20 protein-coding genes and 1 tRNA gene are annotated in these 20505 nt (G+C 72.4%); 14 read left to right on the forward strand and 7 right to left on the reverse strand.

Going from position 1 to position 20505, the window contains the following annotated elements; genetic code table 11:
• Nucleotides 1-38: 38 nt before the first annotated feature.
• The 7 genes from folP (at nucleotide 39) to ABD901_RS10145 (ending at nucleotide 4781) form a co-directional block, all read left to right on the forward strand.
• A complete protein-coding gene (gene folP, locus ABD901_RS10115; RefSeq protein WP_345124573.1) occupies nucleotides 39-866 on the forward strand; it encodes a dihydropteroate synthase in 828 nt (275 codons plus the stop codon).
• On the forward strand, nucleotides 863-1243 hold the full coding sequence (gene folB, locus ABD901_RS10120) for a dihydroneopterin aldolase (RefSeq protein ID WP_345123740.1): 381 nt from the start codon (nucleotides 863-865) through the stop codon (nucleotides 1241-1243). Before folP ends, folB begins: the two co-directional genes overlap by 4 nt.
• An 85-nt stretch (nucleotides 1244-1328) precedes the next feature.
• Entirely contained in the window at nucleotides 1329-1850 is a 522-nt protein-coding gene (folK, locus tag ABD901_RS10125; RefSeq protein ID WP_345123741.1) for a 2-amino-4-hydroxy-6-hydroxymethyldihydropteridine diphosphokinase, read from the forward strand.
• Between the two features lie 101 nt (nucleotides 1851-1951).
• On the forward strand, nucleotides 1952-2461 hold the full coding sequence (locus ABD901_RS10130; protein ID WP_345123742.1) for a DUF3180 domain-containing protein: 510 nt from the start codon (nucleotides 1952-1954) through the stop codon (nucleotides 2459-2461).
• 140 nt (nucleotides 2462-2601) lie between these two features.
• Complete coding sequence (locus tag ABD901_RS10135) at nucleotides 2602-3957, forward strand: ABC transporter permease (protein ID WP_345123743.1); 1356 nt, start codon at nucleotides 2602-2604, stop codon at nucleotides 3955-3957.
• Nucleotides 3958-3967: 10 nt separating this feature from the next.
• On the forward strand, nucleotides 3968-4255 hold the full coding sequence (locus ABD901_RS10140; protein ID WP_345123745.1) for a hypothetical protein: 288 nt from the start codon (nucleotides 3968-3970) through the stop codon (nucleotides 4253-4255).
• A gap of 103 nt (nucleotides 4256-4358) precedes the next feature.
• Nucleotides 4359-4781, forward strand: coding sequence for a hypothetical protein (locus ABD901_RS10145; protein ID WP_345123747.1), 423 nt, complete (start codon nucleotides 4359-4361; stop codon nucleotides 4779-4781).
• Nucleotides 4782-4829: 48 nt separating this feature from the next.
• Here ABD901_RS10145 and ABD901_RS10150 read toward each other — a convergent pair whose 3' ends face one another.
• Nucleotides 4830-5843: an ABC transporter ATP-binding protein gene (locus tag ABD901_RS10150; protein WP_345123749.1), complete on the reverse strand. Its 1014-nt coding sequence runs from the start codon at nucleotides 5841-5843 to the stop codon at nucleotides 4830-4832.
• Between the two features lie 2 nt (nucleotides 5844-5845).
• Here ABD901_RS10150 and ABD901_RS10155 point away from each other — a divergent pair, with 2 nt between their 5' ends.
• The 4 genes from ABD901_RS10155 to ABD901_RS10170 all read left to right on the forward strand — a co-directional run bounded on the left by ABD901_RS10155 (nucleotide 5846) and on the right by ABD901_RS10170 (nucleotide 10431).
• A complete protein-coding gene (locus ABD901_RS10155) occupies nucleotides 5846-6529 on the forward strand; it encodes an ABC transporter permease (RefSeq protein ID WP_345123751.1) in 684 nt (227 codons plus the stop codon).
• A 136-nt stretch (nucleotides 6530-6665) separates the two neighbouring features.
• Nucleotides 6666-7352, forward strand: a complete 687-nt coding sequence (locus ABD901_RS10160; protein ID WP_345123752.1) for an ABC transporter permease — start codon at nucleotides 6666-6668, stop codon at nucleotides 7350-7352.
• Between the two features lie 167 nt (nucleotides 7353-7519).
• Nucleotides 7520-8500, forward strand: coding sequence for a glycine betaine ABC transporter substrate-binding protein (locus tag ABD901_RS10165; RefSeq protein WP_345123754.1), 981 nt, complete (start codon nucleotides 7520-7522; stop codon nucleotides 8498-8500).
• Nucleotides 8501-8586: 86 nt separating this feature from the next.
• Nucleotides 8587-10431 (forward strand): hypothetical protein, encoded by a 1845-nt coding sequence (locus ABD901_RS10170; RefSeq protein ID WP_345123756.1) that lies wholly within the window; start codon nucleotides 8587-8589, stop codon nucleotides 10429-10431.
• Nucleotides 10432-10679: 248 nt separating this feature from the next.
• On the opposite strand, the gene ABD901_RS10175 is transcribed toward ABD901_RS10170, so the two are convergent.
• The 5 genes from ABD901_RS10175 to ABD901_RS10195 all read right to left on the reverse strand — a co-directional run bounded on the left by ABD901_RS10175 (nucleotide 10680) and on the right by ABD901_RS10195 (nucleotide 14793).
• Nucleotides 10680-11816 carry an NADH-quinone oxidoreductase subunit D gene (locus ABD901_RS10175; protein WP_345123758.1) on the reverse strand — a complete coding sequence of 379 codons (1137 nt, stop codon included), beginning with the start codon at nucleotides 11814-11816 and terminating at the stop codon, nucleotides 10680-10682.
• A 251-nt stretch (nucleotides 11817-12067) separates the two neighbouring features.
• Entirely contained in the window at nucleotides 12068-12358 is a 291-nt protein-coding gene (locus ABD901_RS10180) for a type II toxin-antitoxin system PemK/MazF family toxin (RefSeq protein WP_345123761.1), read from the reverse strand.
• A complete protein-coding gene (locus tag ABD901_RS10185) occupies nucleotides 12345-12602 on the reverse strand; it encodes a DUF6364 family protein (protein WP_345123763.1) in 258 nt (85 codons plus the stop codon). Before ABD901_RS10185 ends, ABD901_RS10180 begins: the two co-directional genes overlap by 14 nt.
• Before the next feature lie 50 nt (nucleotides 12603-12652).
• Nucleotides 12653-13567 carry an SAM-dependent methyltransferase gene (locus tag ABD901_RS10190; protein WP_345124574.1) on the reverse strand — a complete coding sequence of 305 codons (915 nt, stop codon included), beginning with the start codon at nucleotides 13565-13567 and terminating at the stop codon, nucleotides 12653-12655.
• A gap of 17 nt (nucleotides 13568-13584) precedes the next feature.
• Nucleotides 13585-14793: an amino acid deaminase/aldolase gene (locus tag ABD901_RS10195; RefSeq protein WP_345123765.1), complete on the reverse strand. Its 1209-nt coding sequence runs from the start codon at nucleotides 14791-14793 to the stop codon at nucleotides 13585-13587.
• A 193-nt stretch (nucleotides 14794-14986) separates the two neighbouring features.
• On the opposite strand from ABD901_RS10195, the gene tmk reads away from it, so the two are divergent.
• Entirely contained in the window at nucleotides 14987-17071 is a 2085-nt protein-coding gene (gene tmk, locus ABD901_RS10200; protein WP_345123767.1) for a dTMP kinase, read from the forward strand.
• A complete protein-coding gene (locus ABD901_RS10205) occupies nucleotides 17068-18270 on the forward strand; it encodes a DNA polymerase III subunit delta' (RefSeq protein WP_345123771.1) in 1203 nt (400 codons plus the stop codon). Before tmk ends, ABD901_RS10205 begins: the two co-directional genes overlap by 4 nt.
• Nucleotides 18271-18522: 252 nt before the next feature.
• Here the strand turns inward: ABD901_RS10205 and ABD901_RS10210 are convergent.
• Nucleotides 18523-18598: transfer RNA gene (locus ABD901_RS10210), tRNA-Thr, on the reverse strand.
• Between the two features lie 87 nt (nucleotides 18599-18685).
• Between ABD901_RS10210 and ABD901_RS10215 the strand changes: the two genes are divergently transcribed.
• Entirely contained in the window at nucleotides 18686-20500 is a 1815-nt protein-coding gene (locus ABD901_RS10215; RefSeq protein WP_345124576.1) for a metallophosphoesterase family protein, read from the forward strand.
• Nucleotides 20501-20505 lie beyond the last annotated feature (5 nt).

Genomic DNA, 20505 nt, shown 5'->3' on the forward strand with positions numbered 1-20505 from the left:
CGAGTGTCTCCGTTGAGTTGAGTACCTTCATTCAAGTGATGCTCCTTCGAGGTCTCTCCCCGGTGGTCATGGGAGTGCTGAACGTGACGCCGGACAGCTTCTCCGACGGGGGTCGCTACGCCGGCCTGGACGCCGCCGTCGAGCACGCGCTGCAGATGCGCGACGAGGGCGCCGACGTCATCGACGTGGGCGGGGAGAGCACCCGGCCGGGCGCCGACCGCGTCGACGCGCCCACCGAGCTGGCCCGGGTCCTGCCGGTCATCCGCGCGCTGGCCGGCGAGGGCGTTGCCATGAGCATCGACACGACCCGCGCCGCCGTCGCCGCGGCGGCGCTGGAGGCCGGCGTCGAGCTGGTCAACGACGTCTCCGGCGGGCTCGCCGACCCCGACATGGCCCGGGTGGTCGCCGACGCCGGGTGCCCCTGGGTGCTCATGCACTGGCGCGGGCACTCCCGGCGCATGGCCGACCTCGCGGTGTACGACGACGTGGTGAAGGAGGTGTCGGCCGAGCTGCTCGAGCGGGTCGACGCGGCCGTCGCCGCCGGTGTGGCGCCCGACCGGCTGATCCTCGACCCCGGCCTCGGCTTCGCCAAGAAACCGGAACACACCTGGCGGCTGGCGGCCCACCTGCCCGACCTCATCGGCCTGGGCCACCCGGTGCTCGTCGGCTCCAGCCGCAAGTCGCACCTGGGCCGCCTGCTCGCCGACGCCGAGGGGCACGACCGGCCGACGTCCGAGCGCGAGGCGGCGACGATCGCGACCACCGTGCTGTCCGTCGCCGCCGGCGCCTGGGGCGTGCGCGTGCACGAGGTGCGCGGCAACGTCGACGCGATCCGGGTCTGGCAAGCCACGCGGGCGGCGCTGTGAAGCCCGGCGCCGACCGCATCGAGCTGCGCGGGCTCAAGGTCCGCGGGTACCACGGCGTCTTCGACTTCGAGCGCCGCACCGGGCAGGACTTCGTGATCGACGCCGTCCTCGAGCTGGACCTGCGCCCGGCCGCCGCCTCCGACGACGTGAACGACACCGTGCACTACGGCGAGCTGGCCGAGCGCCTGGCGGCGGTCGTGTCCGGCGAGCCGGTGAACCTGATCGAGACGCTCGCCGCCCGCCTCGCCGAGGTCTGCCTGGCCGACGCCCGGGTGGCCGCGGCCACCGTGACCGTGCACAAGCCGCAGGCTCCGATCCCGCTCGAGTTCGCCGACGTGGCCGTGGTCGTGCGCCGCACCCGGGAGGAGAGCGCGTGACCGGTCCGGAGCGAAGCGGAGGGGCCGGTCACCAATCGGCACAGTTTCCAAGTCACGCGACCGACGAGCGCAGCGAGGAGGGCTCGTGACCAGGGCGCTGCTGGCGCTGGGCAGCAACCTCGGCGACCGGGAGGCACACCTGCGGGGCGCCGTCGAAGGGCTGGGCGACGCCGTCGTGCTGGTCTCCGGCGTCTACGAGACGCCGCCGTGGGGCGACCCGGACCAGCCGCACTACCTCAACGCCGTGCTGCTCGCGGTGGATCCGGCGGCCGGGCCGCGGGACTGGCTCGCCACGGCGCAGCGCCTGGAGGACGAGGCCGGTCGCGTGCGTGACCCTGCGCGCCGCTTCGGCCCGCGTACCCTTGACGTTGACGTGATAGCCGTGTGGAACGACGACGGGGAGCCGGTGACGTCCGACGATGCGGAGTTGACGTTGCCGCATCCACGCGCTCACCTGCGGGCGTTCGTGCTCCGGCCGTGGATCGACATCCAGCCGTATGCCCAGTTGCCGGGACACGGCTGGGTCAACGATCTGCTCCGAGCCGACGAGGTCGCCGGTGACCTCGCAGACCTTCGTCCAAGAGTTGACGTCCACCTCGATTCGTGATCTGGAGCGGAAAGACGATGGCCACGCCGTCACCCGAAGACCCGAACGGACCAAACGCCAACGGACCCAGAGACAGCGGGCCAAACGGACCCAAGGGCCGGATGGAGCCGACCCGCCCGGCGACGCTGGTCATCGCGGCCCTCGCCACCACCGCGCTGGCGTGGATCGTCATCAGCAACTTCTGGAACAGCCTGCCGACCTTGCCCTGGCTGCCGCCGCTCACGCTGATCGGCCTGGCGATCTTCGAGGGCATCGAGGCGTACTCCACCCGTAACCGGATCCTGCGCAAGGAGGGCGCCGGGCCGCTGCAGCCGCTGGTCGTGGCCCGCTACGCGGTGCTCGGCAAGGCCTCGGCGCTGGTCGCGGCGCTCTTCGGCGGCATGTACATCGGCCTGTCGTCCTGGCTGCTCACGCAGCGTGGCGTCCTGGCGAAGGTCTCCGAGAACCTCCCGCAAGCCCTCCTCGGCGTCGCCGGCTCCATCGTGCTCATCGCCGCCGCCCTGTGGCTGGAGCGCTCCTGCCGGGTCCCGCCGAACGGCCGCGACAAGGATCAGCCCAGGCAGAACCGCCCGGACGGGGCCGACCGAGCGCCGGACGACCAGATCGCCTGAGCCGCCCGGCGGGCGCGCACGCACCGATCGGCGCGGGATCAACACAAAGTCCCCGCTTTGGGTGCTCCGGGGACTGTCGCAGGTCACCATCCGCGGTTACTGTGCGACCCGTACCGGTCGGTTGGCAGGAGGCGCGGGCCATGGCGTACGACGACTCACGGTTCCGCGGCGAGCCCGGGTTCCGGGAGGAGCCCGACTTCCGCTCCAGCGGCGTGCCGGAGGACGCACCCACGCTGGGCGTCTCCAACCAGTCCGTGTACACGCCCGGCAGCTTCCCGGTCTCGCCCGCCTACGGCCCCGCGCCCACCGAGAGTACGCTCGGGCTGGGCGAGGGCCGCCGCCGCGCACCCACCCCTCAGCAGCTCGGCGACGTCTTCGACGACCCGGAGCACGGCGAGCCCGGCCGCGACCGGCTGGCCGTGCACGCGCTGTGGGAGATGGTGCTGCTGCTGGCCGCCGGTGCACTGCTGTACCTGCTGCACGACGCCCGTTCGGCCGCGCTGCGCGGCACCGAGCTGCAGTCGCTGCTGCTCTACGGCGCCGAGCTCGGCCTGCTCGCCGCCGCGATGGGGCTCACGCTGCGGGCCGGCGCGGTCAACCTGGCCGTCGGGCCCATCGCCATCGCCGCCGCCCTGTTCTTCGCCGACAACTCCGACCGCGGGCTGGCCATGACCGCCAGCATCACCGCGCTGATCGCGCTCGGCGTCGGCGTCGTGATCGCGGTCCTGGTCGTGGCGTTCCACGTGCCCGGCTGGGCGGCGAGCCTCGCCGTCTCGCTCGCGCTGGTCGCCTGGATCGCCGACCAGCACACCCAGAAGACCGTGAACGGCGCCTACGACCCGCACCACCACGCCGTGTGGTGGGCGCTCGGCGTGGTCGTGATCGCCGCCGGCGGCGCCGCGTTCGGGCTGATCCAGCCGTTGCGCCGCTCGCTCGGCCGCTTCCGCCCGGTCCGCGACCCGGCCGACCGCCGCGGCGGCGGCGCGGCGACCTACACGGGCCTGTCGATCGCCGGCTCGGCGCTGCTGGCCGCGGTCGCCGGCGTGCTCCTCGCGCTCGACCACCGCGAGGTCCTCGCCGCCGACGGCTCGATCGGCGGCCTGGCGTTCACCGGCCTGGCCCTCGGCGCCGCGCTCGTCGGCGGCACGTCCGCCTTCGGCCGCCGCGGCGGGGTCTTCGGCACGATCCTGGCCGTCGCCGGCATGACGCTCCTGCTCCGGTACACCGACGCCGAGGGCTGGAAGCTGCAGCCCTTCACGCTGGCGGCCGGCGCCATCGCGGTCGGCCTGGTGGTGACCCGGCTCGTGGAGACCTTCGGCCGGCCGCGCAGCGTGACCGGCGAGGCCGGCGAGGAGAGCTGGACGCCGCCGTCGATCGTGAGCGCGGCCGAGCCCGAGGACTCGTGGCAGCCGCCGTCGAGCCGCACCAGCGGCTGGTCGACCAACGGCAACGGCGACGGGGGCTGGGGCGTCGAGGAACGCTGGGGCACCCGATAAAATCTTGTCCATGACGGACGCCACGCTGGCCCAGCTCGACGCGCTGCCGACCGAGGAGCTGCGGGACCGCGCATTCGCCCTCGCTCGGCAGCGTCGCGACATCAAGTTCTTCTGGGACCTGTTCACGCACGTCACCTACAGCGACGACGACACGCAGGACGGATGGATCGGGTCGCTCGACGCGACGATCGACGACGCCGTCGCCCTGTGGCGCGAGGTGACCGGCCACAAGTACGGTGAGAACGAACCCCTGGTCAGGGCCGCTTTCATCGACTACATCATCAACCACGGAAGCTGACGCGAGCACCGCCGGTTTAGTTTTTGCGCCGGCCGGGCCTAATCCCGGCATGGCAGTTACTACGCGATCTCGCTACCGCACCGCGACGAGTGCCGGTACACTCGTGGCCTTTCTGTTGGTCCTGATCTTCGGCAGCCCCTGGTACGGCCACTGGGTGCAATCCGGCAATCGGGGCGTCTTCCTGGAGACCCTCGCCTGGCCGGCTTGGACCGTCGACGACGACGCGTCCCTGCGCGACCTGCTCGGGGCCGATCTCAAGGCCATCCTGGTGGTCGTCTTCACGGCCATGTTCATCACCGTGCTCGCCGGGGCCGAACTCGCCAGCGCCCGGGGCACCGTCGCGGCGATCCTGTCGGGCTGGGCCGCCTACATGTTCGCGGGGGCGCTCGCCGCGTTCATCACGACGTTCCTGCTGGCCAACGCCTCGTTCTCCGCGGCGACCGTCAACGCCGCCGGCGGGGCGGGCTACGGCCTGATCGTCGGCTGGATCGTGGGCCTGGCGTCGATGGCCGGGCGCCGGCCGTAGCCGGCGCGGACGCACCGCGTCATGCAGTACCACATCGGAAAATGCGAATCAGGCCGCCGAATCCACCGCCGCGGACGCCAGGGCCACCTGCACGTCGGCGGCGGTGAGCGCGCCGATGGCCCCGTCTGTGTCGCGCACCACCACGGCGCCGCGGCCGGCCGCGAGCATCGCCCCGAAGGCCTCCCGCAGCGTCGCGCTCGCCGGGACCTCGGGCGCGCCCTCGCCCGCCTCGGCGACCGGCCGTAGCCCGTCGCGCGGGATCGGCGTCACCGACAGCCGCATGATGCCGCGGTCCTCGCCGACGAACCGTTCCACGAAGTCGTTGCCCGGCCGGGCCAGCAGCTCCGCCGGCGTGGCGTACTGCTGCAGCTGGGCGTGATCGGAGAGCACCGCGATCCGGTCGCCGAGCTTGATCGCCTCCTGCAGGTCGTGCGTGACGAGGATCGTCGTCTTGCGCACCGCCGCACGCAGCCGCAGGAACTCGTCCTGCAGCCGGCCCCGGTTGATCGGGTCGACCGCCGAGAACGGCTCGTCCATGAGCAGCACCTTCGGGTCGGCGGCCAGCGCGCGGGCGAACCCGACCCGCTGGCGCTGCCCGCCCGACAGCTCGTGCGGGTAGCGGCCCGCGTACTGCTCCGGGGAGAGCCCGACCAGCTCCAGCAGCTCGTCGGTGCGCTCGGCGATGCGCCGCCGGTCCCAGCCGAGCATCCGCGGCACGGTGCCGACGTTGGCCCGCACGGTCTGGTGCGGGAAGAGCCCGACGTTCTGGATGACGTAGCCGATGGTGCGCCGTAGCTGCACCGGGTCGGCCGCGGTCACCTCGGCGCCGTCGATGAGGATGCGCCCGCCGCTGGGCTCGATGAGCCGGTTGACCATGCGCAGCACGGTCGACTTGCCGCAGCCGGAGGGGCCGATGAGGACGGTGACCTCGCCGCTGCCGATCTCGAGGCTCAGCTCGCCGACCGCCACCGTGCCGTCCGGATACACCTTGCGGAGCCGATCGAGCGCGATCGGCGCGGCATCGTGCTTCGCGTTGGCGCCGTGATTCCCGGTAACGTCCACGCATGTCCTTCCTGGCTCGCGGTGAGGCGGGCAACCCCTGGTTCTCCTGGTCGTACGTCCAGGACAACTACGACACCTTGCGGGATGCCCTCCTCGACCACGTGGTCATCACGGTCTGGTCGGTGGCGATCGCGGTGGTCATCGCGATACCGCTGGCGGTGCTGGCGTACTGGGTGCGCCCGCTCGCCACGCCGATTCTGACATCAGCCGGCGTGCTTTACACGATTCCGTCCCTGGCGCTGCTGGCCTTCCTCGCCCCGTTCATGGGCACCGGGCGCTCGCCGGTCATCGTGGCCCTCACGTCGTACGCGCTGATCGTGCTCATCCGAAACGCCCTCACGGGCCTGCTCCAGGTGCCCGATGACGTGCGCGAGGCGGCGACGGCCATGGGGTACACGCGGCTGGCCCAGCTCTGGCGGGTCGAGCTGCCGCTGGCGTTGCCGGGCATCCTCACCGGGCTACGGCTGGCGACGGTCTCGACCGTGGCGTTGGTCACGGTCGGCGCGATCGTCGGGTCGCAGGGCGGCCTCGGCGGGCTGATCCTCGCCGGCTTCCGCAACAACTTCTACAAGGCCGAGATCACCACCGCCGCCGTGCTCTGCGTCGCGCTGGCCCTGGTGCTCGACCTGGTGCTGATCCTAGTGAGCCGGTCGCTGACCCCGTGGACGAGGAGGCGGGCGGCATGAGCGGTACGGAGCGAAGCGGCGCCTGGTCCGGGTCGACCGCCGCGCAGCCTTGTCGAGCCGGACTGGGCGTTGGGGCCGCTCATGATGGGCGCAGGTTCAGCTCATGCCGCTGCCGGAGCGAAGCGGAGGTGACGGCATGAGTGTGATCAACGACGCCATCGTGTGGTTCAACGATCCCCTGAACTGGACCAATCCGGGCGGGATCATCGACCGCCTGCAGGAGCACATCGAGATTTCGGCGTTTGCGGTACTCCTGGGCTGCGCGGTCGCCTGGCCGCTGGGCATTGCGCTGGGCCGGCGCGGCGCCGCCTCCGGCGTGATCGTCCTGCTGTCGAACCTGACGCAGGCGGTCCCGGTGATGGCGCTGCTGACCATCCTCACGCTGACGCCGATCGGCCTGGGCATGCCGGCCGTGGTCATCGCGCTCGCCGTGTTCTCGCTGCCCGCGCTGCTGGCCAACGCCTACACCGGGATGCGCCAGATCGACCCGGAGGTCAGCGAGGCGGCCCGCGGCATGGGCATGACCTCGCTCCAGCGGCTCCTGCGGGTCGAGCTGCCCCTGGCCGTGCCGTTCCTGGCCACCGGCCTGCGCATCGCGACCACCACGGTCGTGGCCACCGCGACCCTGGCCACCGCGGTCAACGGTGGCGGCCTCGGCATGATCATCTCGGCCGGCTTCGGGCTCGGGCCCGGTCACGGCGGGCAGATCCTGGCCGGCGCCATTCTCGTCGCGGGCCTCGCGCTGCTCATCGACGCAGTGATGGCGGTCATAGAGCGCAAGCTCACACCCCGCGTTCTCAGGCGTGCAGCGGGCCGTATGTAACCGGTCGTTACGAAAACGTGCCTGCCTGCGGTTGCCGAATTTCCATCCCCAGGGTTGCCTATTTGGAAGCGGGCGGGCTTCTTAGCCGATAGCGCCGTCCGTCGGACACGCGGCCGGTCACAGTGATCGCGCCGGGACACGGAAGGCGGGCCATCTTGCGTACAGCCATGCGCGCCACGCTTGGCGTACTTCTCAGCTTTTCCACCTTGGGCCTCGCCGCCTGTGGCGACGAAGGCAGCTCGGGCACCCAGGCGCCGCCGAGCGTCAGCGGTGCCGGATGCGCCGGGGTCGCCGGCGAGAAGCTCGTGGTTCTCGACGACGACAAGAAGCTCCAGCTGGCGGACAACATCATCCCGGCGATCAACACGAAGGTCGCCGACCCGGCCCTCGTCGCGGCGCTGGACAAGGTGTCCACCGCGCTGACCGTGGACAAGCTCATCGCACTGAACAAGGCGGTCGACGTCGACCGCAAGACTTCCAAGGTCGCGGCGGAGGACTTCGCCAAGGCCGAGAACCTCACCGCCGGCATCGAGAAGGGCAAGGGCGGGGCCATCAAGATCGGCGCCGCGGACTTCTCGGAGAGCGCCACGCTCGGCGCGCTGTACGAGATCGCGCTCAAGGCGGCCGGCTACGACGCCACCGTCCAGACGATCGGCAAGCGTGAGGTGTACTACGGCCAGCTCACCAAGGGCGACATCCAGGTCGTCCCCGAGTACGCCGCGACACTGACCGAGTTCATCAACCAGGCCGTCAACGGCAAGGACGCCGCCGCGCTCGCGTCGGGCGACGTCGACAAGACCGTGACCGCGCTCAAGGAGATCGGCGGCAAGCAGGGCCTGTCCTTCGGCAAGGCCTCCACGGCCACCGACGGCAACGCGTTCGCGGTGACGTCGGAGTTCGCGACGAAGTACGGCCTGAAGACGCTCAGCGACTTCGCGTCGAAGTGCTCGGGCTCGGCGACCGTGCTCGGCGGCCCTGCGGAGTGCCCGCAGCGGCCGTTCTGCCAGCCGGGCCTGCAGAAGACGTACGGCATCCAGTTCGGCAAGGTGCTGAGCCTGGACGCCGGCGGCCCGCAGAGCAAGGACGCGCTCAAGAAGGGCAACGCCTCTCTCGTGCTCGTGTTCTCCTCCGACGGCTCCCTGGGCTAGTCCGATTTGGTCCCCTCGTCCCGCTTCGTTGGAGTGGGACGAGGGGACATTTCGTTTGCGCTGAAGAGCGGGTAAGTTCTCTGCTCATGCCGGCCGCGGAGACCACCGGAACAACCGGGGTAAAGCGGAGCACCAAGCTGCTCCAGCTCCTGTTCTGGGCCGGCGTCGGCCTCTCGCCGCTGGCCGCCCTGCTCCTGCTCGTCGGCAGCGGCTTCGTGCTGCAGGTCGCCGCGGTCCTCGCCGTCCTCGTCGTGCTCCTCATCGGCCTGTCGATCGCGCTGCGCCGCGACGGCGAGGCCGTGCGCGGCGACGTCGAGGAGCTCGTGTACGAGGAGATCGACAACCTCCGCGAAGACATCCGCGGCGACATCACCCACGCCGCCCGGGCCACGCACGGCCAGCTCGTGGAGCGCATCGGCGTGCTGCACGAGACCGTCGACGCGCTGCGCAACCAGGTCGACATGATGCGCGGCCAGATCGAGCGCGCTGCGGCCCAGCCGCCGCCGGCGCCGCACCCGAGCGCGTCGGCCGCCGTGCCGCAGGGCGTGCTGCGGCACACCGAGACCGTGCAGGTCACCACCAAGACGATGGTCGTCGACCCGACCGAGGCCCGCTCCGGCACCGTGTACGGCGCGCCCCCGGCCGGCGGGCGGCCCGACATCCCGCAGCAGCGCCGCCCCGACCGCTCCGAGCGCGTCTCCGTCCGCCCCGACGAGCGCGAGCGCCCTCGCGGTTACGACCGCCCTGACGAGCGCGAGCGCCCCCGCAGTTCTGACCGCCCCGACGAGCGCGAGCGCCCTCGCGGTTACGACCGCCCGGAGCGGACCGGCCGCACGGAACGCAGCGAGTGGGTCGAGCGCAGCGAGCGTTCCGAGCGCAGCGAGTGGGTCGAGCGCGGCTCCCGCGACTCCTCGCGGGCCCCTCGGGAGCGCGCTCGCGACGACTCGGGCGAGCAGTCGTGGACCGAGCAGTTGCTTCGCGAGCGGATGGCCCGGCAGGAGAGCGGCGACTGGCCCCAGCACCGCCCCGGCGGCGCCGACGTCGAGCGCCGCGGCGGCGGCCGGCGCCGGGCCCCCGAGCCCGAGGACGAAGACGGCGTCACCGGCATGCGCACCACCGACCGCTGGGCCGAGGTGCACAGCGACGAGCGGGGCGGCCGGGAACTGCGCATGGGCGAGCGCCGCGAGGCCGTGCACGCCGACGAGACCGGCACGCATGTGCGCATCGAGGATCGTTGGGCGAGCGTGCGGTACGAGGACGAGCCCAGCACCGGCGGTCACCGCGCAGCGATCGAGTCCTCCGCCTCCTCCGGCCGCCGCGGCGGCCGGCACGGCTCCGCCGACGACCGCGACGAGGAGCGCTACGACCAGCGCCGCGACCCGCGGTACGACTCGGGCACCGAGAGCCCGCGCCGCTCGGAGGCCCGCCGGGAGCGTGAGCGGGACTACGCCCAACGCGACATGGAGATGAGCGACGGCGGCCACCGGCGGGCGGATGCCCAGTGGTCGGAGACGTCGTACGAGGAGGCCCGCCGCGACGAGTCGGGCGCGACGCGGTGGTCGGAGGTGCGGCGTTCGGAGCGCCCGGCCCTCGGCTCGACACAGGCGGCCCTGCCCGCCTCCCCGGCCGAGCCCGCGTCGCGCTGGACCTCGGGCATGTCCACGGGTTCGTCCGGCCGCGAGCACGCCGGCTCCTCCTCGGGCGGCCGCGAGTACGGCAGCGGCTCCTCCTCAGGCTCCCGCGATCACGGCGGCGGATCTTCCGGCGGTCGCGAGTACGGCGGTGGCCGAGAGGACGAGCGTGGGTCGCGGCGTTCCCGCTCGGCCGATGATGACGACGACTACGGCTGGAACGGCGGCCGCGACGAGCAGCGCAGCCGGTCCGCCCGCCAGATCGTCGACTTCGAGGGCTCCGACGACCGCTGGCGCTGACCCCCGCCGCGGCCTGACCCTGAGCGGCTCGCCTCCGCTCCGGCCCGTCTCTGACCTGGCCTGACCCTGCTTGCGGCTTCGCGTCCGTGCGCCCTGCACTCTGCGGCCTCGCGCCCCTGCGCCCTACGCTGCGTGCCCTGCGCTCTGCGGCCTCGCGGACCTGCGGCTTGTGCCCTGGCGCCTCGCGCGCCTGCGCCCGATTCGCCAGGAAATTTCGGAAATTCCAGCTTCTCGGCGGCCTTATCGCGTTATTTGTCGATATCTCCGACAACGAAGAACATCGAGCCCAAGATCGCGATCAGATCCGGCACCAACGTGCCCGGGAGCACTGTCGACAGCGCCTGCACGTTGGCGTACGACGCGGTCCGCAGCTTGAGCCGCCACGGCGTCTTCTCGCCGCGGGAGACCAGGTAGTACCCGTTGATGCCCAGCGGATTCTCGGTCCAGGCGTACGTGTGGCCCTCCGGCGCCTTGACCACCTTCGGCAGCCGCACGTTGACGGGCCCGGTGAGCTGGTCGACCCGATCGAGGCACTGTTGCGCGAGGTCCAGCGACACGTACACCTGATCCAGCAGCACCTCGAACCGCGCGTGGCAGTCGCCGGCGGAGTGCGTCACGACGGGCACCGACAGCTCGCCGTACGCCAGGTACGGCTCGTCGCGGCGCAGGTCGATGTCCAGGCCCGACGCGCGCGCGACCGGGCCCGACGCGCCGTAGGCGGCGGCCTCCGCGGCGGTGAGCACCCCGACGCCGACCGTGCGGGCCAGGAAGATCTCGTTGCGGCGGATCAGCGAGTCGAGGTCGGGCATCCGGCGGCGCACCTGGTCGATCGCGGCCCGCGCGCGGCCGGTCCAGCCAGCCGGCACCTCTTCCTTGAGCCCGCCGACCCGGTTGTACATGTAGTGCATCCGGCCGCCGGAGGCCTCCTCGATCACCGCCTGGATCGTCTCGCGCTCGCGGAAGGCGTAGAAGACCGGGGTGATGGCGCCGATCTCCAGCGGGTAGGAGCCCAGGAACATCAGGTGGTTGAGCACCCGGTTGAGCTCGGCGAGGGCGGTGCGCAGCCAGACGGCGCGCTCGGGGACCTCGATGCCCATCAGGCGCTCGACGGCGAGCACGACGCCGAGCTCGTTGCAGAAGGCCGAGAGCCAGTCGTGGCGGTTGGCCAGCATGATGATCTGGCGGTAGTCGCGCACCTCGAAGAGCTTCTCGGCGCCGCGGTGCATGTAGCCGATGATCGGCTCGGCGCTGATCACGCGCTCGCCGTCGAGGACCAGCTTCAGGCGCAGGACGCCGTGCGTGGACGGGTGCTGCGGGCCGATGTTGAGCACCATGTCGGCGGTGTCGAGGCCCGCGCCTGTGCCGACCGTGAGCTCGGACGTCATACCGTCACCCTAGATCCCGCAACCACTGAGACGCTCATCAAAAACCCGCGCCGACCCGTGCAACGCGCGCGGGCGGCGGGGTCGGACCTCGTGAGGCCGCAGCTCAGGGGCCATGTCATCGATCGATTCGCGTGTTGGGCGTGGCGGTTGACGAGGAGACTCCGGCGGCGGCGCGCTCGTTACTCAGCACCGTAACATGCGTTTGCAAATCGCCCCTGCGGAGCGTGACTCGCTGTTGCGGAGCGTCATTCCTACAGGTCCTGCAGGATGCGCAGGGCGCGCGAGACGTTGTGCATCGTGCTCGTGTCGGCCACGGCCACGCGTTCCGTGAACCAGCGCTTCAAGGGCGAGGAGAGCCGGTCGGGCATGACGACCAGGTCGTCGAGCTCCACCGCCAGCGGCGAGTCCCGCAGCTCCTCGGCGTCGGTGACCTCGGCGACGATGACCACGGGGACGTCGGTGCTGTTGAAGACGTCCGAGCTGACGATCAGGCCGAGGCGCTCTCGCGCTCCCTTGATGAGCCACACTTCACCGCGACGCACGCCGTCCACGGTATAGCTCGGCGTTCACGAGCGCGATCTCCTCCTCGTCGGCGAGTGCCGTGGCGTCGAGATCGATCTTGGCGCGGCGCACGGCCTCGGCGTGGGCCGAGAAGATCTCGCGCAGCGCCCGTTCCTGGGTGGCGCGGTCGATCCACGCGCTGAGTGACACGCCGTCGCGCTCGGCCCAGTGCCGGGCGTCGGCGATGGTCTGGTCGGAGAACGAGAGGGTCACCTTCGTTGTCATAGCAGATATGGTACCGCGGGTATGACCGCCAGTCATACCCAAACGCCGAATCAGACCCAGTGCATGATCCAGTGGTGCCCGCCCAGGCCCGACGGGTCGGTGAGCTCGGCCGCCGCCGAGGCGCTGGCCAGCGCGCGCACGTATCGCGCCGGGTCCGACGACGCCATTGCCAAGGGCGGGCGCGTGCCGTCGACGCCGAGCAGGCGCAAGGCGTCGCGCTGCGGCAAGGTCGGCGATCCGAGGGAGTCCAGGGCAACGGAGACAGTGAGGTCGCAGGAGCCGTCGGGCACAGGCGGCACCTCCCGGCCCGCGCGGAAGCCGGTCAGCGACCCGAACAGTGGACGGTCGGCGGCGAAGTGGCCGTAGTCGACGGCCAGCGCCAGGCCGCGCCGCACCGATGCGACTGCGCTCGCCCACGCCTCGTCGCGCGGCGCGCCGATCTCGGCCCGGGCGCCCGGCGGGGCGCCGTCCAGGGGCCACCACCGGTCCAGCCAGGCGGCGTCGGCCGCGGAGGCCTCGGCGCCGAGGGATTGGACGCCGTCGGGGGAGCACTGGAGGTACCGACGGCGAAAATGCTCATCGAGCTCGACTATGTCGACGGGGACGTTGTCCAGCCACTCGGTGGCCATCAGCAGGCCGGTGACGCCGGTGGGCACGCTCGCGCGCCACTCGATCGTGGACGGCAGTTCACCCGGTCGGGGCGCCTGCTCCACGCCAGTGGCGCGGACCCGGGCGCGGACCTCCGCCGGTAACGCCGCCAGCACGCCCACCAGCAGCTCGCCGCGGCCCGCGCCGACGTCGACCAGGTCGAGCGGGTCCGGGCGGCCCAGCGCCTCGTCGAGGCGGCCGAGCAGGGTTGCGATCGCGCTGGCGAACAGTGGCGAGGCGAGCGCGCTGGTGCGGAAGTGATCGGCGGGCGCGTTGCGGACGAAGAAGCCGTCGGGGCCGTAGAGCGCCGCCTCCATCGCCTGCCGCCACCGGGTCACAGGAACACTCTGCCCTCGCCCCGGTACGTCGGCACCGTGTCCACGATCCGATCGCCCTGCACGAGGTGTACCTCGTTGACGTGCTCGCACAGCTCGCCCGCCTTGGAGTGGCGGAAGTACACCCGGTCACCCACCCGCAGCGCGCCCGCGCCCGGGCCGACCAGCGGCGTCTGCACCTCGCCCGCGCCCTCGGTGCCGATGAGGCGCAGGCCATCCGGCAGCCACGGCAGCGGCTGGCGGGTGGGAGCGGTCTCGCCGGAGGCGATCCAGCCGCCACCGAGCGCGGTCGCGGTGGTGGCGTTGGGCCGGCGCACGATCGTCAGGGCGAAGAACGCGGCCGGTTGGGGGCGCCATTTGCGGTACCCGTCGAAAAGCCACGGCCCGAAGAGCCCCGATCCCGCGGCGACCTCGGTCACGGCCGGGTCGGCGGCCGTCGCGGCGACGCTGCCGGTGCCGCCGCCGTTGACGAACTCGAGCTCGGCGTGGCGGCGGACCTCGGCGACGACGGCGCCACGGCGGGCCACGATCTCGGGCATGGAGCGGGCCTGGATCGCCCGGATGAGCGCGCCGCGCACGGGCCGGCCGGGCGGTGCGTCGCCGAGCCCGGCGATCTGCGCCTCGTACGACATCACGCCCACCAGCCGGAACCCGGGCCGCGCGGCGATGGCGGCGGCGAGCGCGCCGGCGTCGGCGGCGCTGTGCACCGGGGAGCGCCGCACGCCGATGTGCACGCCGGAGACCGGCCGCCAGGAGGCGTCGAGGTCGATGCACACGCGCACGGGCGCGGCGCGCTGGGCGGCCGGCACGAGCGCGTCGACGAGGTCGAGCTGGTCGGGGCCGTCCATCATCACGGTGATGGTGCCCGCGAGCTTCTCGTCGGTGGCCAGGCGGCGCAGCGCCACCCGGTCGGCGGTGGGGTAGGCGACCAGGATGTCGTCGGCGGTGCCGTGCTCGGCCAGCCAGATCGCCTCCGGGAGGGTGTACGCCATGATGCCGTGCCACCCGGGCCGCGCCAGGGTCCGGTCGATCAGCGCGCGCACCCGGACCGACTTGCTCGGCACGCGCAGCGGCTTGCCGGCCGCGCGGGCCTCCAGAGCCGCTGTGTTGGCGTCGAAGGCGTCGAGGTCCACGATCGCGAACGGCGGATCGAGATCGGCGGTGGCCCGGTCGTAACGGGCCCGCTGGGCGGCACGGGAGCTGGACACGCCTCACCGTACCGAGACGGACGAGAATATGAAAGAACCTCGCGTACCTGGCCGCGCTTCCGGAATTGTCAGAGGTGACCTGTAGCGTGAGACCCGAAGAGAAGGGGGTCCCGCCATCGCCACCAGCGATCTCTCCGGGTTCGGGGAACTCCAGGCGGTACTGCGCATCCGGCCCTTCCGCCGGCTCTGGGCGGTGCTGGGCCTGTCGTCCCTCGGCGACTGGCTCGGCCTGCTCGCCGCCTCGACGTTCGCCGCAGCGCAGGTGTCCGACTCGGCCGCGCAGGGCGTGGCGTTCGGTTCGGTCATCGCGGTGCGCCTGCTGCCCGCGCTGATCCTCGGCCCGGTCGCGGGCGTCTTCGCCGACCGGTTCGACCGGCGGTTCACGATGGTCGTCTGCGACCTGCTGCGCTTCCTGTTCTTCGCCTCCATCCCGGCCGCGGCGCTGTTCACCAGCGACGGCGCGCTGATCATCGCCTGGACCGCCATCGCCACGTTCGTCATCGAGACCGTGGCGATGATCTGGACGCCGGCCAAGGAGGCGTCGGTTCCCAACCTGCTGCCCCGGGCCCGCCTGGAGACGGCCAACCAGCTGACCCTCGCCACGACCTACGGCATCACGCCGGTCGCCGCCGGGCTCGTGCTCATCGGGCTGCAGTGGGTGGTGGTCGGCGTCTTCGGCAAGGACGGGCCGCGGTGGGCCGAGCCGAGCAACATCGCGCTGTGGTTCAACGCGCTGACGTTCCTCGCGACCGCGGCGACCGTGTTCTTCGGCATCCGCGAGATCAGCGGCCGGCGCACCGCCGGCGTCGAGCGCAAGCCGGGCATGATCCGCGAGTTCACGCAGGGCTGGGCCTTCGTCAGCAAGACCCCGCTGGTGCGCGGCCTGGTGCTGGGCATCTTCGGCGCGTTCGCCGGCGGCGGCGTGGTCGTCGGCACCGCCAAGTTCTATGCGGTCTCGCTGAGCGCCGGTGACGCCGCGTTCGCGCTGCTCTTCGCCGTGCTCTTCCTCGGCCTGGGCGTCGGCATCGCGGCCGGGCCGAAGCTGGTCGGCGCGCTGTCGCGGCGCCGCTGGTTCGGCCTGTCGATCATCCTGGCCGCCGGTTCCGTGCTGATCCTGGCCCTCGCCACCCACCTCGCGATCGCGGTCGGCGGCGCGCTACTGGTCGGCGTCGGTGCGGGCATGGCGTTCCTGTCCGGCACGACGCTGCTCGGCGGCGAGGTCGCCGACGACATGCGCGGCCGGGCGTTCGCCTTCGTGCAGATGGGCACCCGCGTGGTGCTCATGCTGACCATCTCGCTGTCCAGCGTCATCGTCGGCGCCGGCGGCACCCGCAAGATCAACCTGGGCTTCTATGACTTCGAGGTCTCCAGCACCCGGCCGCTGCTGGCCATCGCCGGCGTCCTCGGTGTGCTCGCGGGCCTCTTCGCCCTTCGCCAGATGGACGACAAGAGGGGCGTGCCGCTCCTCGCCGACGTGCTCGGGTCGATCCGCGGCCGGCCGCTCAGCCCCGCCGAGCCCAAGGCGGCGCAGGGCCTGTTCATCGTGTTCGAGGGCGGCGAGGGCGCCGGGAAGTCGACCCAGGTCGGCCTGCTCGCCGAGGCGCTGCGCCGCATCGGACGGGACGTCGTGGTCACCCATGAGCCCGGCGCCACGCCGATCGGCGTGCGCATCCGCGGCCTGGTGCTGGACCGCCCGGCCGACGGCGCCGAGGCCGTGACGCCGCGGGCGGAGGCGCTGCTCTACGCCGCCGACCGGGCGCACCACGTGGCGTCGGTCGTGCGACCGGCCCTGTCGCGGGGCGCCGTGGTCATCAGCGACCGGTATGTGGACTCGTCGCTGGCGTACCAGGGCGCGGGGCGCACCCTGCCGGTCGACGAGGTGTCGTGGCTGTCGAAGTGGGCCACCGGCGGCCTCAAGCCCGACCTGGTCGTCCTGCTCGACCTGGACCCGTCCGCGGGCCTGGCCCGGGCGGGCCGGCGCGGCGACGCGGACCGCCTGGAGAGCGAGTCGCTGGCGTTCCACGAGCGCGTGCGCTACGCGTTCCTCGACCTGGCCTCCGCCGACCCGAGCCGCTACCTGGTCCTGGACGCGACCAACCCGATCGACGCGCTGGCCGCGGGCATCCTGCAGCGGGTCCGCCACCTGATCCCGGAGGAGGAGTCGGCGATCGACACCGTCCTCCACGACGCCGCGGAGGTCGCCACGGCCCTGACCGGCGACGAGCTGACCGACGAGTCGGACTTAGCGGACCCGTCTGACAAGGGCACCCGGGTATGACCCCGCCACCGATCTTCGACGAGCTCGTCGGGCAGCCTGATGCCGTGGCGACGCTGTCGCGGGCGGTGGAGGCCGCGGGCGCGATCGTGCGGGGCGAGGTGCCGGACGCCGCGGGGCAGCAGGCGATGACGCACGCGTGGCTGTTCACCGGGCCGCCGGGGTCCGGGCGGTCGGTGGCCGCGCGGACGTTCGCCGCGGCGCTGCAGTGCCCGGAGGGCGGGTGCGGGCGATGCCAGGCCTGCCACACGGCGCTGGGCGGGACGCACGCGGACGTGCGGTTCGTGGTGCCGGAAGGGTTGTCCATCGCGGTGGGGGAGATGCGCGCGCTGGTCCTGCGCGCGGCCAGCTCACCGACGCAGGGGCGCTGGCAGGTGCTGCTCGTCGAGGACGCCGACCGGCTGACCGAGGCGGCCGGCAACGCGCTGCTCAAGGCGGTCGAGGAACCGCCGCCGCGCACGGTGTTCCTGCTGTGCACGCCCAGCACGCACCCCGATGACATCTCGGTCACCATCCGCTCGCGCTGCCGGGTCGTGCCGCTGCGCCAGCCGCCCGCCGACGCCATCGCCGCGGTGCTGCACCGGCGCGACGGGATCGACGAGCAGACCGCGACCTGGGCGGCCGCCGCCTCGCAGGGGCACGTCGGGCGGGCCCGCCGGCTGGCGCGCGACCCGCAGGCCCGCACGCGGCGCGACGCCGTGCTCGCCGTGCCGCGCCGGCTGACCGGGATCGGCGCCGCGTTCGACGCCGCGAGCGCGCTCATCGAGGCCGCCGAGGCCGAGGCCGCCGCCTCCGTCGTCGAGACCGACGCCAAGGAGCGCGCGGCCCTGGAGACCGCCCTCGGCGCCGGCGGCACCGGCAAGGGCGCCGCGGGCGCCGCCCGCGGCTCGGCGGGCCAGCTGAAGGACCTGGAGCGCCGCCAGAAGTCCCGCGCCACACGCGCCCAGCGCGACTCGCTCGACCGCGCCCTGGTCGACCTGGCCGGCTTCTACCGCGACGTCCTAGTGCACTCGTTCGCCGCCGGCGTCGACCCCGTCCACGGCGACGTCGATGAGCTCGCCGAGGCGGCCGCCGGCAAGTGGCCGGCGGAGAGCGCCCTGCGCCGCCTCGAGGCCGTCCTGGAGTGCCGGGTCGCCATCGAGGCCAACGTGAAGCCCCGCATCGCCGTGGAGGCGATGATGCTCGCCCTCTGGCGCGGCTGACCGTCCCCGACGATCTCGCCGAGGCCGCCGTCGGCAAGCGGCCCGCCGCATCGAGGCCGTCCTCGAATGCCGGGTCGCATGCTCGCCCTTAGGCGCGGCCGACCAGCCTTTTCCGATGCTTGGGGCTGGCGATTTGTCCGCATTTGCGCCGCGTCTGCCTCGGTTCCTAGCGCGCGGCCAGTGGCCGACGGCGGAAAGGCGCAGGGCCCGGGAGTCACCTCCCGGACCCTGCGTTTTGGCTTGTCAAGCCGGTGGAGCCGCCTGACGGAATCGAACCGTCGACCTATTCATTACGAGTGAATCGCTCTGCCGACTGAGCTAAGGCGGCAACGGCTTCCGAGTGTACGGCACGGACCCGGGGGGTGCGCGAGGGGATTCCCCGTCGTGGCGCGCGAGGGTAACGTCACGGGCCGTGATGCCCGACGACATGCCGCCCGCGCCCGGTGAGCTTACCGCCGAACCGGGTGAGCCGTTGATGTTGTTGCCGCAGCAGGATGACGATGCCGGGCCCGCCGTCGGGGGGCGGCCTACCGGGCTCGATCCGGAACAGATGGGGTTCACGCCGCGGCGAGCCGTGCCCTGGCTCAGTCCGGTGCTGCTGAGCGGGACCGCAGTGCGGGTGCTGCTCGCCGATCTCTTCGGGGCGTACCTCGACAAGCGGGAGCTCCAGGACGCGCTGCCGGCCCGGATCCTGCGCGAGAGCGCCGGGTACTCGGGGCAGGTCAACGACGACGACTGGCCCGACGGCGGGGAGCTGTGGGTCGACTACGCGGCCGACACGGGGGACGGGTTCAACGCCACGTACTCCGTCGCCTACCTGCTCGCGCAGCCCGAGCTCAGCGTCGACGGGCATGAGCTGCCGCGCGGCGAGGTGCTGGTGCTCGGCGGGGACCAGGTCTATCCGACGGCCAGCGGGCAGCAGTACGAGGACCGGTTCAAGGGGCCGTTCCGGGCGGCGCTGCCGGAGCGGCCGAGCGACGGGACGCAGCCGCGGATGTACGCGGTGCCGGGGAACCACGACTGGTACGACGGGCTGACGGCATTCCTGCGGCTGTTCGTCCGCGGTGACGAAGGGGCCGTCGGGGGGTGGCGGACCCGGCAGGACCGCTCCTACTTCGCCGTCGAGCTGCCGCACCGGTGGTGGCTGCTGGGCCTTGACGTCCAGGCGGGGGCCTACATCGACGATCCGCAGCTGCGGTACTTCCGGTCGGTCGCGGCCCGCATGGGGCCCGGCGACCGGGTCATCATCTGCCCGCCGTCGCCCAGCTGGGTGGAGTCGACCGACGACCGCAAGGCCTACGACAGCCTCGACTACTTCGTGCGCACGATCATCGCGCCGACTGGGGCCGACGTGCGGGTCATGATCTCGGGCGACCTGCACCACTATGCGCGGTACTCCCGGCCGGAGCGCGAGCTGATCACCTGCGGCGGGGGCGGCGCGTACCTGTACCCGACGCACGAGTTGCCCGAGCAGATCGCGGTGCCGCCGGTGCGCACGCTCGTGCGCAAGGCGACCCCGTCGCGGACGTTCGCGTTGCAGCGCACGTTCCCGACGAAGCCGCAGTCGCGCGGGCTGGCGCTGGGCGTGTTCTGGCGGCTGCCGTGGCGCAACCCGGTGTTCCTGGGGCTGCTCGGCCTGCTGCAAACGCTGACGATGCTCGCGTTCGTCAACGCCGCCGATCGCGTGGTGTCGGGCGTGGAGCAGCGGTTGGTGACGGTGCCGGCGATACTCATGGTGGTCCTCGACGTCATGGGCACCTGCCTGCTGGCCATGCCCCGCGCTGCCGGGCAGCGAAGGCCCCGGCACTGGCTGCTGGGCCTGCTGCACGGTGCCGCGTTCGTGGGGCTGGCGACGCTGGGCACCTGGGCGTGGCTCAGCCTGCCGTTCGTGGACCTGAAGTGGCCGCTGCCACTGCTGCTTTCCATCGTGTTGTACCTCCCGCTGTCGGCCGTCGCCGCCGGCGAGCTCTTCGCGCTCTACCTGGTTCTCGCGTCCAAGTTCGACGTGAACGTGAACGAGCTGTTCGCGGGGCAGGGCATCACCGGTTACAAGGGCTTCCTGCGGATGCATTTCGGCGCGGACGGCTCGCTGACGATCTACCCGATCGGCGTGCGGCACACCGCCCGCGGCTGGCGCGCCCGCCCGGCCGCGGCCCCGGATGCGTCCTGGTTCGAGCCGCGCCACGCGATGGAGCTGCACCTGATCGACGGCCCGATCCGGATCCAGTGAGGCCG

Source organism: Dactylosporangium darangshiense, from assembly GCF_039537565.1.
Taxonomy (GTDB): domain Bacteria; phylum Actinomycetota; class Actinomycetes; order Mycobacteriales; family Micromonosporaceae; genus Dactylosporangium; species Dactylosporangium darangshiense.